The organism is Burkholderia sp. Tr-20355, from assembly GCF_017104685.1.
Taxonomy (GTDB): domain Bacteria; phylum Pseudomonadota; class Gammaproteobacteria; order Burkholderiales; family Burkholderiaceae; genus Burkholderia; species Burkholderia seminalis.
The window spans coordinates 14,712-29,930 of the sequence record NZ_JAAGPK010000061.1 but is presented as its reverse complement, the minus strand read 5'-3'; the positions used below and the strand labels follow the sequence as shown (position 1 = coordinate 29,930).

General features: G+C 68.1%; 12 protein-coding genes. 5 read left to right on the top strand and 7 right to left on the bottom strand.

Translation table 11 applies throughout. The features are described from left to right. Positions 1-512: 512 nt before the first annotated feature. The 5 genes from egtB (at position 513) to G3N62_RS17640 (ending at position 4,184) form a co-directional block, all read left to right on the top strand. On the top strand, positions 513-1,736 hold the full coding sequence (gene egtB / locus G3N62_RS17660) for an ergothioneine biosynthesis protein EgtB (protein ID WP_034188226.1): 1,224 nt from the start codon (positions 513-515) through the stop codon (positions 1,734-1,736). Next, positions 1,720-2,733 carry an L-histidine N(alpha)-methyltransferase gene (egtD, locus tag G3N62_RS17655; protein ID WP_124670665.1) on the top strand — a complete coding sequence of 338 codons (1,014 nt, stop codon included), beginning with the start codon at positions 1,720-1,722 and terminating at the stop codon, positions 2,731-2,733. The genes egtB and egtD overlap by 17 nt, the downstream gene beginning before the upstream one ends. A gap of 292 nt (positions 2,734-3,025) precedes the next feature. After that, positions 3,026-3,331 (top strand): hypothetical protein, encoded by a 306-nt coding sequence (locus G3N62_RS17650; protein WP_034188224.1) that lies wholly within the window; start codon positions 3,026-3,028, stop codon positions 3,329-3,331. A gap of 37 nt (positions 3,332-3,368) precedes the next feature. After that, entirely contained in the window at positions 3,369-3,623 is a 255-nt protein-coding gene (locus G3N62_RS17645; protein ID WP_034188223.1) for a glycine zipper 2TM domain protein, read from the top strand. Between the two features lie 186 nt (positions 3,624-3,809). After that, positions 3,810-4,184, top strand: coding sequence for a hypothetical protein (locus tag G3N62_RS17640; RefSeq protein ID WP_069705833.1), 375 nt, complete (start codon positions 3,810-3,812; stop codon positions 4,182-4,184). A 262-nt stretch (positions 4,185-4,446) separates the two neighbouring features. On the opposite strand, the gene G3N62_RS17635 is transcribed toward G3N62_RS17640, so the two are convergent. The 7 genes from G3N62_RS17635 to G3N62_RS17605 all read right to left on the bottom strand — a co-directional run bounded on the left by G3N62_RS17635 (position 4,447) and on the right by G3N62_RS17605 (position 15,109). Then, the gene (locus G3N62_RS17635; protein WP_034188221.1) at positions 4,447-7,473 is read right to left on the bottom strand and encodes a DEAD/DEAH box helicase family protein; all 3,027 of its coding nucleotides are present in this window, start codon (positions 7,471-7,473) and stop codon (positions 4,447-4,449) included. Beyond that, a complete protein-coding gene (locus tag G3N62_RS17630) occupies positions 7,473-9,491 on the bottom strand; it encodes a site-specific DNA-methyltransferase (RefSeq protein WP_034188220.1) in 2,019 nt (672 codons plus the stop codon). The genes G3N62_RS17635 and G3N62_RS17630 overlap by 1 nt, the downstream gene beginning before the upstream one ends. Before the next feature lie 350 nt (positions 9,492-9,841). Beyond that, positions 9,842-10,972, bottom strand: a complete 1,131-nt coding sequence (locus G3N62_RS17625; RefSeq protein ID WP_124670664.1) for a porin — start codon at positions 10,970-10,972, stop codon at positions 9,842-9,844. A 287-nt stretch (positions 10,973-11,259) separates the two neighbouring features. Continuing rightward, positions 11,260-11,937 (bottom strand): response regulator, encoded by a 678-nt coding sequence (locus tag G3N62_RS17620; protein ID WP_034188218.1) that lies wholly within the window; start codon positions 11,935-11,937, stop codon positions 11,260-11,262. Between the two features lie 13 nt (positions 11,938-11,950). Continuing rightward, positions 11,951-13,318 carry a sensor histidine kinase gene (locus tag G3N62_RS17615; protein WP_124670669.1) on the bottom strand — a complete coding sequence of 456 codons (1,368 nt, stop codon included), beginning with the start codon at positions 13,316-13,318 and terminating at the stop codon, positions 11,951-11,953. Positions 13,319-13,406: 88 nt separating this feature from the next. Beyond that, entirely contained in the window at positions 13,407-14,264 is an 858-nt protein-coding gene (locus G3N62_RS17610; RefSeq protein ID WP_124608637.1) for an ABC transporter permease, read from the bottom strand. Positions 14,265-14,311: 47 nt separating this feature from the next. Next, entirely contained in the window at positions 14,312-15,109 is a 798-nt protein-coding gene (locus tag G3N62_RS17605; protein ID WP_011350460.1) for an ABC transporter ATP-binding protein, read from the bottom strand. Positions 15,110-15,219 lie beyond the last annotated feature (110 nt).

Below are 15,219 nucleotides of genomic sequence, written 5' to 3'. Positions count from 1 at the left end.
CTTTCGTGTGGGTTCCGGTGACATGACGAGCGAGCCCCCCGCGCGCGTGACATCGACGCAGAAAATTTTTCGAATCACGCACGGATGGAGATCGCAAGCGAAAGTCCGAGCGATTCGACACCGTGCCGATGACCGCACACGACGGCGTTCGTCAGACAAACGCGCACGCCACGCGGCTGTCATGGGCCGTCAGTAGCACGTCGCGCAGGCTGGCATCCAGCAAAGCCCGCCCGGGTGGGCATCCCCGCGTCGTCACGCATCCGGCGTACGCGCACCCGATGCTTTCATTTGTCTTTCTATCGTGTTTCATCGGCATCCCGATTCGCAGCATTCACATTTCTGGACCATACTGTTCTGCACGGGCAGATGAAGTGACGCCGCATCCGCGGCCCGGCGCGCGCGCCGGCTGCCCGACGACGCAGCAGGTCGCACGTCAGCCGCGCGCATCATGCGCAAGGCTTTCCTTTTTCCGGCAACGCAACGCAGCGCATCGCGCCGTGGACGGTAAACCGATGAGCCTTCTTGCCTCGCAGCTTCAGCGCCGTTACCAGGACGTGCGCTCCCATAGCGTCGCGCTGACCGCGACGCTGTCCGCCGAAGACCAGGCCGTGCAGTCGATGCCCGACGCGAGTCCGACGAAATGGCATCTCGCGCATACGACCTGGTTCTTCGAAACCGTCGTGCTGATGCGCCGCGTGCCCGGCTACGCGCCGTTCGACGACGCGTTCCAGTTCCTCTTCAATTCCTATTACGAAGCGCTTGGTCCGCGCCATCCGCGGCCGCAGCGCGGGTTGCTCACGCGCCCGTCGCTCGACGAGGTGCACGCGTACCGGCAATACGTCGACGACGCGATGCTGCGCGCGCTGGCCGGCGCCGATGCGGCGCTGCTCGACGCGATCGCGCCCGAGGTCGTGCTCGGCCTGCATCACGAGCAGCAGCACCAGGAACTGATCGTCACCGACATGCTGCATGCGTTCTCGTGCAACCCGCTGAAGCCGGCGTTCCGGCCGCGCAACGGGATGGACGGCGATGCGATGGCGACCGGCGACGCCGGCGCGCTGCGCTGGCTGCATCAGCCGGGCGGGCTCGTCGAGATCGGCCACGACGGCGACGCGTTCTCGTTCGACAACGAACGGCCGCGCCACACGGCGCTCGTGCGGCCGTACGAAATCGCGAACCGTCTCGTGACGAATGCGGAGTTCGCGGCGTTCGTCGCCGATGGCGGTTACACACGCCCCGAGTTCTGGCTGTCCGACGGCTGGGCGACGGTGCAGCGGGAAGGGTGGCAAGGGCCCGCGTACTGGATGCCCGACGACGACGATGCGGCCGCCACGCGCGTGCGGCGCACGTTCGGCCTGCACGGCGTCGAGCCGCTCGCGCCGGACGCGCCGGTGTGCCACGTGAGCTTCTACGAAGCGGCCGCGTATGCGGAATGGGCCGGCGCGCGGCTGCCGACCGAATTCGAATGGGAAACCGCGTTTGCCGCCGAAGGTATCCGGCAGATGCTCGGGCACGTATGGCAGTGGACGCGCTCGTCCTACGAGCCGTATCCGGGCTTTCGGCCGCTCGCGGGTGTCGCGGCCGAATACAACGGCAAGTTCATGGTCGGCCAGCAGGTCCTGCGCGGCAGCAGCATCGCGACGCCGCCCGGGCACGAACGGCCGACGTACCGCAATTTCTTTCCGCCGGCGGCACGCTGGCAATTCACGGGAGTGCGACTTGCGCGAGACGTCTGAGCAGACGGCCACGAGCGGTGGCCAGCAACCCGCCCGCGATGCGCGGCCGAGCGCGTTCGAGCGCGACCTGATCGACGGACTGTCGCGCACGCCGCGCAGCATTTCGCCGAAATACTTCTACGATGCGGCCGGCTCCGCGCTGTTCGACCGCATCTGCGAACTGCCGGAGTATTACCCAACGCGTACCGAGCTCGGCATCCTGCGCGATCGCGCGGCCGAGATCGTGCGGCGCGTCGGCCCGCATGCGGAACTCGTCGAATTCGGCGCCGGCTCGCTCGAGAAGATCCGCGTGCTGCTCGACGCATTCGCGGGCAACTATGCGAACGCGCCGGCACGCTATGTGCCGGTCGACATCTCGGCGGACTACCTGCACGGCGCGGCCGCGCGACTGCGGTCGGCCTATCCGTGGCTCGACGTCGCGCCGCTCGCGGCCGACTATACGAAGGCCGAGCAACTGGCCGCGCTGACCGCGACACCGGCGCGGCGCATCGGTTTCTTTCCCGGCTCGACGATCGGCAATTTCTCGCGGGAAGAAGCCGACGCGTTCCTGCGCGATGCCGCGCAGCTGCTGCGCGGTGGCGGCCTGCTGGTCGGCGTCGATCTCGTGAAGGACGAGCGCACGCTGCACGACGCGTACAACGACGCGCAGGGCGTGACCGCGCAGTTCAACCTGAACCTGCTGGTGCGCGCGAACGCGGAGCTCGGCGCGGACTTCGACATCGCTGCGTTCTCGCATTGCGCGTTCTACGACCGCGATCGGCAGCGCATCGAGATGCATCTCGTCAGCGACGTCGCGCAAACCGTGCACGTGCGCGGCCATGCGTTCCGCTTCGAAGCCGGCGAGCGCATCCATACAGAGAACTCGCACAAGTTCACGATCGACGGCTTCCAGGCGATCGCGCGCCGCGCCGGGTTCGAGCCCGATACCGTGTGGACCGACGCGGACAACCTGTTCAGCGTGCACTGGCTGCGCAGCGTCGACGACATCCGCGCTTGACCCGCGCGTTGGCGAACCGCTCGCGCCGCGCGGTGCGGGCGGTTCGCATCCCGCGCACGCCGGCCGGCCCGATCGAATCGCCCGGTTTCGTGCCGAAACGCCCTTTTTACCGGTGCGATGCACCGTCGCAACGGTGTTTCGAGTGCGGCCTCTCCCTTGTCCCGCAAGGGTTTGCGGCTCTTCGTAAACGTCCGTTACCTGTCTCGCATACCCGTTTCACCTGTGTCCGTGTCCGGTGCCTAGACTCCGAACCGTATTCACATGACGCACGACACGTGCAGGGAGTCGCGAGATGAGCAAGAAACTTATTCTCGGTGCAGTTCTCGGTGTAGCGGCGCTGGCAGCTTCGGGCGTCGCGTCGGCCCACGTCGACCTGTCGGTCGGCATCGGCGTGCCGGGCGTCTACGCGGCGCCGGCACCGGTCTACGTCGCGCCGCCGCCGCCCGTCATGTACGCGCCGATCGGCTACCGCGATGACGGCTGGCGTGGCGATGGCTGGCGCCAGCGCGAATGGCGCGAACACGAGTGGCGCCGCCGTGAATGGCGCGAGCACGAGTGGCGTGACCGCGGCGGCTGGCGCGGCGGCCGCTGGGACTGAGCGGCCCGGTTGATTGCCACGAGAGGAGAGTGACAACATGAAACCCATTCGACACATCAGCGTGTATGCCGCGGCCGCTGCCGTGGCGCTCGCAACGATCGGCAACGCGCACGCGGCGGGCTGCATGAAGGGGGCGGTGGTCGGCGGGGTCGCCGGCCACTACGCGGGCCACCACGCGGTCGTCGGTGCGGTCGGCGGCTGTGTCGTCGGCCACCACATGGCGAAGAAGCAGGCGCAGGAGCAGGCCGCTCAGCACCGGGCGGCCGCGCAGGGCACGCAGCCGGCGCAATAAGACTTCATCACCGGGGCGGCGCCGAGGCGCCGCCACCGCCTGTTTCGTTTCCCGTTCACGCAGGACCCGGATTGATCCGACGAATGCGCGCCACGCGCGCCGTTACGATCATTTACAACGTCGTGCGGCGCGAATTTTGCGCGTTCATAGAATGCAGTCACACGAACGCGCTCCAGGGAGTACCAGATGAAACAGCAACGATATCTGTCCGTATTGACGGCCGCGCTGCTCGCACTCGGCTCGGTGTCCGCGTACGCGGCGGCCGGCGGCAATGGCGGTGGCAACGGCGGCGGTCATGGCGCAGGCGGCTCGGGCGGCAACGCGGGCGGCATGTCCGGCGGCCACATGAGCGGTCAGGCGCTGAGCAACTCGAACGGCATGCGCGCGGGCGACCGCGACAAGGGCCTGTCGCGCGCAGCCGACCGCTCCGACACGATCGCCGACCGCGCCGGCGTGCAGCCGGGCCGCGGTCATACGCACGGGCATGCGCCAGGCCATACCGCGCATGCGTCGACGTCCGCGCATCGTTCGCATCACAACGCATTCGGCCGCACGCTGTAAGTACGGCGCACGCATGCGGGAAAAGGGAGAAGGGCGCTTCGGCGCCCTTTTTTCATGGCGGAAACGCAACGCCCCTGTTGCGCCGGAAGCTTGAGCCGACCCGATTTGCAACCAGCCGTAACCGCATGGCGCGCAGGCGAGAATACGGATCGCCTTCAAGCGGTCGGCAAAAGCGGAATCGATACGCGGCGCGCGCGTCGCAACGGCACCCGGCACGATCGACCGACGCAGAAAAAAGGGCGGCTCGCCGCCGCCCTTCGTCTTACCGCCCGGCGCCCGCCGGCGGCACCGCAGGCTCGAACAACGCGTCGGCCTGCCGCACGCGCACGAAGCGCGCCGCGCCGTCGCCGTCCACCAGCGCGCGGAAATGCGCTTCGCCGCACGCGAGCTTCGCGCGCTCGTGTTCGCTCGGCACCTGGCCGTCCGCATTCGGCGTATCGACGACGAAGTACAGCCGCTCGCCGCCGTCCTGTTCCGCGAGCACGGCCCAGTCGGGGTGATAGCTGCCGAGCGGTGTCTGCACGCGGAACCACGCGGGCAGCTTCGCGTACAGCTTCACGCCGTCGTGCGCCTCGAGCGCGTCGGCGAACGCGCGTTCCGCGTCCGTCTCGCACACGACCGCTTCGTGAATCGACTTCCGCGCGTCGGGCCGCAGGTTGCGCAGATAACCGGTCAGCGCCTCGCTCTCGAACGATTCGAGCGCATGCACGTGGCGCTCGCCGAGCTTGCGGTACGCGATGCCCGCGACGAGCGCGTGGCGCTTGCAGCGGTTGATCGCCTCGGCCGCGACCGCGATGAACTGCTGCGGATTCACGCGGAAATCGTCGAGCCGGCCGCTGTCGGCCAGGATCGTCGCGAGCGAACGGCGCGTGAGCTGCGTGCGGTCCTGCAGCTCGGTGAGCAGGTCGGGCAGCGGCAGCTCGCCTTCGTCGATCAGCACCGTGCCGGCGCCGGCCACCTCGATCGCCTCGATGCCGGCCTTGCCGATGTCGATCTCGGCCTTGCGCCACTGCAGCCGCGCACGCGCGATGTCCGGCGCATCGCGCAAGGCGGCCGCGCAGTCGCGCACGAGTTTCGCGTTGTCGAACTCGACGCGGTACACGGTGCGATGGCGAATCCGGTCCCACAGCGACCGGAAATCCTCGCCGAACACGACGGCCTTGCCCGACGCGTCGCGCCGCAACGCGATCGCGCGGCGCTCGTCGGCGTTGCGCACCGTGAAGCGGCCCGACAGCTTGCGCAGCGTCGCGACGATCGGCGCACGCAGCCTCTCGAACGCCTCGGGCAGCACCAGCGCGCTCTGGCGCAGTGCATCCTTCAGCCGGTCGAGCACCTTGCCCTGCGCGTCGACGTAGCCCTGCTCATGCAGGTGGTTCCACAGCACGCGCGACAGCTCGATGCCGAGCGCGTGCGCGGGCCCGTCGGCTTCCTGCACGGGCAGCGCCGCGAACTGGTGTTCCTCGACGATCCCGAAACGGATGCCCGTATCGGCCTCGATTTCCTTCTGCAGGTTTTCCGCGAACGACTCGTAGCGCTCGGTCGCGATCACGGTGAGCGTGTTCACGCCCGCGTCGCGCACGCGTTCGCCGTCCTGGTCGACCGCGAGGCGCAGCCCGCGGCCGAGCGTCTGGCGGCGCTCGCGCTCGGTCTGGATGTCGCGCAGCGTGCAGATCTGGAACACGTTCGGGTTGTCCCAGCCTTCCTTCAGCGCCGAGTGCGAGAAGATGAACTTCAGCGGCGTGTCGAACGACAGCAGCGCTTCCTTCTCGCGCATGATCAGGCCGTACGCGCGCTCCGCGTTCTCGCGCGCCGCCGCGCTGCTTTCGCTCGTGTCGGTCCAGCCGCCCTTGCGGTCGATCGAGAAGTAGCCGTTGTGCGCGCGCCCGACTTCGAGCGCGACGTCGACGCCGTCGAACAGCGCACGGTAGGCCGGCACGCGTGCCGCGCGCGCATATTCCTCCTCGAAGATCAGCGCGTAGTCGCCCTTCACGGGCATCCCGTTCTCGTCGTAGCGGCGATAACGCTCGACCGAATCGACGAAGAACAGCGACAGCACCTTCACGCCGCGCTCCGCGAGGCGCAGCTCCTTGTCGAGATGCTCGCGGATCGTGCGGCGGATCATCTCGCGCTGCACGGCGAGCGTGTCGATGTCGCCGAACGCCTCGCCGAGCGACAGGAACGCCTCGCCTTCCGGATGGCGCAGCTCAACGTACTCGGCACCCTTCACCGCGTGCACTTCGCCGATCCGCAGCCCCGCATACAGCGCGCGCCGGGTCAGGCGTTCGAGATCGTCGCCGTCGGTGACCGTCACGATCTGGCGCTTCACGCCGGCCGCCGTCGCGACGTCGAGCTCGACGCGCGCGCTGATCGCGCCGCGCCGGTTCGACACGCCGACGAGCCGCACGTACGGCTTGTTGTGCGCATCCTCGACGATCGCCGACGCGATCTCGATCTGCTTGACGAGCTTGCGCTCGTACGCGTCGACCGCGTCGAGCCGGTACACCATGTGGTGACGGTCGACGTGCGTGGCCGAGTAGCGCAGCGTGCAGAGCGGCGCCATCGCGGCGAGCGCTTCGCGGCCGCGCCCTTCGAGCCCGCCGTCGACGCTCTGCGGCTCGTCGACGATCACGATCGGCCGCGTCGCGCGGATCAGGTCGATCGGTTTCTCGCCGCCGGTCTTCTCGCTGTCCTTGTAGAGGTTGTTGATTTCCTTCTTGTTGATCGCGGCAACCGTCATCACCATGATCTGGATCGCCGCGCTCGCCGCGAAGTGGCGCACCTGGCCTAGCTTCGCGGAGTCGTACAGGAAGTAGTCGTACGGCACGCCCGCGTACAGCGCGCGGAAGTGATCCTCGGTGATGGACAGCGTCTTGTGCACGCCTTCCTTGATCGCGATCGACGGCACGACGATCACGAACTTCGTGAAGCCGTAGCGGCGGTTCAGCTCGAAGATCGTGCGCAGGTACACGTAGGTCTTGCCGGTGCCGGTTTCCATCTCGACGGTGAAGTCGCGCGAGCCGGGCAGGCCGGACGGCGGCAGGCCGCCGCGCAGCTGCACGTCGGCGAGATTGCGCGCGAGCGCGTCGTCGGTCAGCGACAGCCGGTTGCCGACCCCTTGCTCCGACACCGCGAAGCCGAGCGAGCCTTGCGCCGCGGCCGTCGTGCCGGGCGCGGCGTTCGCGAGCACGCTGAAGTCGCCGCGATACGATTCCTGGCCGCGAAACAGGTCGCAGACGGCGTCGATCGCCTCGCGCTGGTAGTCGAGATCCGCTTCGAAATGCAGCCGCATCACAGGCTCCGCACGCGCTTCACGCCGTGCTGTTCGAGCAGCGCGGCGAGATTGAGCTTCGCGACGTCGTCGACGAAGCCGCTGTCGCGGAACAGGCACGTGACGTCGCGCGTCGCGCCGGTTGCGTCGAGCAGGTCGACGATGCCGTCGGCGAGCGGGCCCGCGTCGTCGCGCGCGATGCGCGCATCGAAGCACGCGACGATCGCGCGGCCGATCAGGTGCACAGTCTTGCCCGCCACCTGGTGATGCTCGACCGGCGTGCACAGGTCGAGGCCGAGCTTCAGCGTCAGCTCCGCGAGCAGGTCGTCCTCGGTGCGGCCGGTCTTCACGTGCTCGACGGATGCGAAAAGGGCGTGGTCGAAATCGTCGCGGCGCGGATCCCACTCGATCACGTTGGTGGTGTCGAGCCGGTACACGCGAAAGCCCAGGTCGCCATAACTTTCCGGATAGTCGCGCGCGACCTGCTGCGCGGCGCGGCGCAGGCGCTCCTTGGTCACTTCGGCGAGCGTCAGCGGCTTTTTCAGCTTCGCGCAGAAATCGGCGGCCGCCTGCTGCGTCTTGTCGCGGCGGTCGAGCGCCTCGGGCAGCTGCACGAGGATGTAGCGGCGCGCGCCGCCGTCGGTGGCGTTCACCTGCATCACCGCGTGGCCGGTCGAGCCGGAGCCCGCGAAGCAGTCGAGCACGATGTCGTCGCCGCGCGTGCACCAGCCGATCACGGCCGCCGCGAAATCGACCGGCTTCGGCAGGTCGAACGGGATGCCGAGCGTCTTCAGGAGCGCGTCGTCGGAGCCGGCGAACGGCAGCACCGACGGCACGTTCTCGTACATGTTCTCGTCGAGGTAGTAGATCCGCTGCGGCTGCGTGGTCTCGTCCGCGCCGAATTCGATCTGGCCGCGCTCGATCAGCGCCTGCATCGTCGCGGGCGGGTTGCGCCAGCCGCGCGCGGGCATCGCGCACGGCTTGCCGGTGACCGGATGGATCAGCGGCGTGAAATACTCTTCCGGCGCCTTCTTCTTGTTCGGCCAGGCCATCGACACGAGGCGGTACACGCGGCCTTCCTCCGACAGCCGGTCGTACATCACTTCGCCGCCGGACAGGTTGGTCTGCGCCTTCATCCACGCGCGATACGCCTTCTGCGCGTCCTTCGCGTTGCCGCTGCGGTACATGGCGTCGTGCGCGGCATCGAGCATGCGCTGGGCGTTGCGCTTCGGGCGCTTGAGCGGCGCGCGTTCGAGCAGCGTCTCGGCGTTGCGCGCGAACAGCACCAGCGATTCGTGCTGGTATGCGACGCCGCGCGCGTCGCCCTTCGGATTGCGCTTGTCCCACACGGCCACGCCGAGCTCGTTCTCCTCGCCGAAGATCTCGCGCAGCATCAGCACGAGCGCATGCACTTCATGCTCGTCGATGTGCACGGCGATCAGCCCTTCGTCGGACAGCAGCGCGTGCGCGAGCTTCAGGCGCGGATACATCATGTTCAGCCAGTCGGTGTGGAACCGGCCGTTCGCCTCGGTGTTGGTGCTGCGCTTCACGCCGCCCTGGGTCTGCCCGGTCATCGCCAGGTAGTGGCGGATGCTGTCGCTGAAGTCGTCCGGATAGACGAAATCGCTGCCGGTGTTGTACGGCGGGTCGATGTAGACGAGCTTCACCTTGCCGGCATAACTCTTGTGCAGCAGCTTCATCACGTCGAGGTTGTCGCCCTCGATCACGAGGTGGCGCGTGTCGTCCCACGCGACGCTGTCGTCGGGGCAGGGCCGCAGCGTGCCAGTCGACGGCGTGAGCGCGGCCTGGCGCGCGCTGCGCTTGCCGTGCCAGTGGAAGCCGTAGCGCTCGTCGGCGTCGCCGACCGTGCGTTCGCCGACCAGCGCCTTGAGCACGTCGACGTCGACCGACGCGCCGTCCGGCCCTTCGGTCACGAGTTCGGGGAACAGCGCCTTCAGGCGCGCGACGTTGTCGGCGGTGAAATCCGTCGACATCGCCTGCGGGCTGGCCGCATCGAGTTTCTGCATCGTCTTTTCCATCGGAGCCCGGCCGCGCGCGCCAGGACGTCGGGCGCGCTCACGGCACCGGCGGCAATGGCCACCCGGGCAAACCCGAAACGCTAGCGAGTCGGTCGGCGCAGGTCAAGCGCCGATGTGGGCCGAGCGTGCGGGCATCGGCCGCGATCGCCCGCCGGACGGGCCGCCAGCGGATTCGGGCCGGTTGTCGCACGCAGCGGCCGGCGGCCGTGCCGCGGGCGTTCAGCGGCGCGCTGGAAAGCACGAAAAAAAGGGCACGGTTGGCGTCTGGCGCCGGCGTGCCCGCATGGAGAATCCCGGATGGAGGGTGCGGCGGGGCCCGGCAGGCCCCGCCCGGATGGCCGGCGCTCAGATCAGAAGCGCGTGCGGATGCCCGACGTCAGTTCGAGCTGGTTCTTCGCGCCGAACGTCGACGACACCGTGTAGCCGCCGTGCAGCTTCATGTAGTCGCCGGCCAGGTACACCTCGGTGCGCTTGCTCAGGTGATAGAACACCGACCCGTAGATCGTCTCCTTGAAGCCGTTGGCGACGCCGTTGGTCAGGCTGAACGCGCCGAGGTTCGCGTTCGGCGTGAAGCCGTCCGCGTTGTTCGCGGCATTCTTGACGCGCATCTGCTGGTAGCCGAGCTCGTAGTCGAGCGCGCCCGGCGGCGCCACCTTCACCGACACCGTCCACGAATCGTCGTGGCGCTGGCCGAGCGAGCCCTGGTCGCCGTTGTAGCGGAAGTAGCCGGCATTCAGGCGCACGATGCTGAACGTGTAGTTGCCGCCGACCGAGAACGTCTGGTTCCGGAAGCCGTTGTGGTTCACGTGGTTGTAGAAGCCCGACACGTTGAACGGCCCGCCGTTGTAGCCGAGCGCGGCCTGGTACGCGGAGCCGGTCGCGAACGAGGTCGAGTTGCTGAACTGGTAGCCGGCGCTCGCGAAGATGCCGTTGCTGAACAGCTTCTTCCACGCGATGCCGTTGTTGTAGCGCGTGCCGGTCGGGCCGGCCGCGTAGAAGATCATCTGCTTGAAGTTGTTCGAGTTGGTCCAGCCGCCTTCCTCGGTCGACAGCTTCGCGGAACCGTACGGGTCGCCGTAGATCGCGGCCGAATCGCGCGCGATCGTGTTCTGGAAGCCGGCCGTCAGCTTGCCGAAGCGCTCGTCCTCGACACCCACCCATGCGTCGCGGTCGAAAATCTGGCCTTCGTCTTCCATCTGGCCGTTCGCGACCACGAATTCGCTTTCGAGGCGGAAGATGACCTTGGTGCCGCCGCCGATGTCTTCGGCGCCGCGCAGGCCCCAGCGGCTGCCGCTGAACCAAGGCTCGCCTTCGTTGCCCATCCCGATCACGTGATTGCCGTTCGCGTCGGCGTGGGTCCGGTAGGTCGGAAAGCTCAGGTCCATCAGCCCGTAGAGCTGCACGCTCGACTGCGCATGCGCCTGGGTGCCGGCGCACAGGCCGGCCGCCGCGAGGGAAAGGGCAAGGGTTTTTCGTTTCAAGATCGTCTCCTCCGAGCTGCCGCATTGAAATCTGGTCGTTGGCAGTACGTAATGTATGCCTATGCCGACTCTTGCCGGCCACAGCGAGAGGGCCGACGCGTAGCATCGTAGAGCGTGCAATCCTTCACGACGCTTTCCCGGATGCAACAATCGGATCGGTGAAAACACCGAACGCGCGACCATCACGGATCGGGCGGGCGCGCGCAAGCGGGCCTGCCGGGCATCCGGCTGGCCTGGTCAACCTTTCGTGCTACGAATCGACGTTTCGTGCGACGGGAGCGCGCCCGTCAGTCCTGCGTGCTCTTCATGCGCAGGATGTAACCGAGCCCGCGCAACGTGATGATTTCGGCCGTGCTGCCCGCGAGATGCTTGCGCAGCCGGTGGATGTAGATGTCGATCGCGTCGGCGCTCGGCTCGTCGTCGAGCGCGAACACGCTGTCCATCAGCCGCGCCTTCGACACCGTCTTGTTCTGCTGCAGCATCAGCGTTTCGAGGATCGCATGCTCGCGGCGGCGCAGCGCCAGCACCGTTTCGCCGCAGCGGAATTCGCGCGTGCCGAATGCGTAGACGAGGTCGCCGCACACGAGCTGCGTCGTGCCGACGCCGGCCTGCCGGCGGATCAGCGCGCGGATTCTCGCGACGAGTTCGCGCGACTCGAACGGCTTCACGACGTAATCGTCGGCGCCCGCGCCGAAGCAGTCGACCTTGTCGTCGACCGAACCGTGCGCGGTCAGCATCAGCACCGGCACGTTGTCGTTGCGGCGCCGCAGCCGCGCGAGCACCTCCTTGCCGCTGATGCCGGGCAGCCGCATGTCGAGCAGCACGGCGTCGTAGCGTTCGGTCTTCAGCACGGTGTCCGCGCGTTCGCCGTCGCCGACGCAGTCGACCGCGAAATCCTCGCCGCGCAGCAGGTTCACGATCCAGTGCGCGAGTTCGGCGTTGTCTTCGACCAGCAGGAGTTTCATGACGGCTTTCTCTTCAATCGTAGGCGGGCAGCCGTACGGTCACGACGATACCGCGATTGCCGGGCCCCGGCGCAAGCGACGCGCTGCCGCCGTGCGCTTGCGCGATCTCGCGCACGATCGCGAGCCCGAGGCCCGAGCCCTCGGTGTCGGCCGACACGCGGTAGAACCGCTTGAACACGTGCGGCCGCGCTTCGGCCGGGATGCCGGGGCCGTTGTCGACCACGTCGAGCACGACCGCGTCGCCGTCGCGCCGCGCGCAGACGGTCACGCAGCCGCCCGGCTGCGTGTAGCGCACCGCGTTGTCGACGAGGTTCATCACCAGCGCGGTCAGCAGGCTGTCGCTGCCGGCGACGTCGAGCCGCTCGCCGAGATCGGCGCCGAGGTCGATGTCGCGCCGCTGCGCAAGCACGATCGTCTCCTCCAGCACGCTCGACACCACGGCCGCGAGATCGATGCGATGGGTCAGGAGCGTCGACGGCGTCGCTTCCGCATGCGCGAGCAGCAGCAGCTTGTCGGTCACGTCGGCCATCTTGCGGCTGCTGCGCTGCATGCTGTCGAGCACCGCCGCCAGCTCAGGATCGTCGTGCCCGCGCTGCTGCGCATACTGGATCTGCGTATCGAGCACCGCGATCGGCGTGCGCAGCTGGTGCGCCGCATCCGCGATGAAGCGGCGCTGCGTGGCGGTGTGCATGTTGAGCCGCGCGATGCACTGGTTGATCGCGTCGACGATCGGCCGCAGTTCGTGCTGCAGCCGCTCGGGGCGGATCGGCTCCAGCTCCATCGGCCCGCGGTCGGCCACGTCGTCCTTCAGCTTCATCAGCGGACGCAGCTCGAACGTGAGGCCGAGAGTCACGAGCACCACCGCGAGCACCAGCATCAGCGACAGCCGCACGAGCTGCGGCCGCCAGATCGTCGCGACCATCGCGCCGTGCGAGCGCGTCGTCTTCGCGACGACCACCGTGACCGTCTCGACCTGTCCCTCGTCGTACAGCTGGCGATCGTAGGCCACCGCGCGCAGCGGCACGCCGTCGAGCGACGTGTCGTACAGCGTCGGCTCGACGCCGTGCCGCGCGGGCAGCTCGAGCGCCGGGTTGCCGGCGAGCAGGCGCTCGTGGCCGTCGATCACCTTGTAGAACACCGAATCGCCCGACGGCGACTCGAAGATCTCCAGCGCGGCCGGCGGCACGTCGGCCATCGGCCGTCCGTTGCGCCATTCGACGTCCTCGCCGATCGTGCGCGCCGATGCGACGAGCGCGCTGTCCTGCACGAGCCCGGCCGTGGTCCGCGCGGTGTCGTACGACATCGCGCCCGCGATCAGCACGAACACCGCGAGCGGCAGCAGCAGCCACCACAGCAGCCGCCCGCGCAGGCTGTGCGCCATCCCGTTGTGCTCCTTCTCCGCAATGCCGAACCGCGCCGGGGTCGCCGGCGCGGTCGGAAGTGTCATGTCAGGCGTGCACCGACGGCGTTCAGAACGCCGCGGGCCGCCACTTCAACAGCCGCTTCTCGAGCCAGGTCAGCAGGTAGTCGGCGGCCAGCGCGACCACGGCCAGCACGATCATCGCCGCGAACACGCCGCTCGCGTTGAACGCGCCCTGGGCGGTGGAGATTAGCAGCCCGATGCCCTGCTTGGAACCCAGGAATTCGCCGACCACCGCGCCGACCAGCGCGAAGCCGAAACTCACGTGCAGGCTCGCGAGAATCCAGCTCAGCGCGGACGGGATCACGACGGCCGTGGTGATCTGCCGGCGCGACGCACCGAGGATCTGCGCATTCGCGATCAGGTAGCGGTCGGCTTCGCGCACGCCCTGGAACGCGTTGCCGAACACGACGAAGAACACCATCACGACGGCCAGCGCGATCTTCGACGCCATCCCGAGGCCGAGCGCGATCACGAAGATCGAGCCGAGCACGACGCGCGGGATCGAGTTCGCGATCTGGATGTACAGGCCGAACACGTCGGCCATCAGCTTGTTGCGGCCGAGCACGATCCCGCAGATCACGCCGGCGACCGAGCCGATCACGAAGCCGATCCCGGTTTCCTCGAGGGTGACCCATACCTGCGTGAGCAGCGGGCCCTGCGACGTGCCGTTCACGAACCAGTCGCGGATCTGCTCGAAGATCAGCGACGGCATCGAGAAGAAGAACGGATCGATCCACTTGAGCCGCGCGGCGAGTTCCCACCCGCCCAGCACGACGACCAGCACGGCGATCCGCAGCGTGACGATCAGGTTGCGCCGGCGTCGCAGCCGGCGTTGCGCGGCGCGCTCGTCGTCCTCGAGCGTCGTCGCCGGAATGGCGGTGGGGGGAAGCGTCATGTCGGTCATGCTCCTGTCCTTGCTGTCCTTGCTGTCCTTGCCGTGCGGCGTATGCGTCAGCCGATCTGCACTTCTTCGCGCAGGTCGTGCCAGATGTCCTTGGAAATTTCGATGAAGCGCGTGTCGTAGCGGATCTCCGACGTGACGCGCGGGCGCGGCAGGTCGATCTCGTATACGCGCTTGAGCGTCGCGGGGCGCGCGGTCAGCACGAACACGCGGTCGGCGAGCGCGATCGCCTCTTCGAGATCGTGCGTGACGAACACGACCGAGCCCTTGTTCGCGGACCAGAGCTGCAGCAGCTCGTCCTGCATCAGCGTGCGCGTCTGCATGTCGAGCGCGGAGAACGGCTCGTCCATCAGCAGGATTTCCGGCTGGTTGATGAAGGTCTGCGCGAGCGCGACGCGCTTCCTCATCCCGCCGGACAACTGGTGCGGGTAGTGCTTCGTGAACTTGTCGAGGCCGACCTTGCGGATCCATTCCTCGGCCTGCGCATACGCGACGTCCTTCGAGCGGCCGCGAAACAGCGGGCCCGCCGCGACGTTGTCGATCACGTTGCGCCACGGGAACACCGCGTCGGCCTGGAACACGAAGCCGATGCGCGGGTCGATCCCGTCGACCGGACGGCCCATCACGCGCACTTCGCCCGACACGGGCTTGAGCAGCCCGGTGATCAGGTTCAGCGTCGTGGACTTGCCGCAGCCGGTCGGCCCGACGATCGCGATGAACTCGCCGCGCGCGACGCTCATGCTGAAGTCGCGCAGCGCGACGGTGGCCTTGCCTTCCGGCGAAATGAAGCGGCACGACACGTTGCGAAACTCGATCGCCGGTGTGCTCGGGGAGACTGCCTGGTTCATCGCATTCGTCCTGCGGGTGAAGAGGGCGTCGCAGCGTGGCGACGCCGGGCCGGCCAGCCGGACCGGAACGGGGGAGCGCACGGCGGCGGGATCGCCGCCGCCGGCGCCGC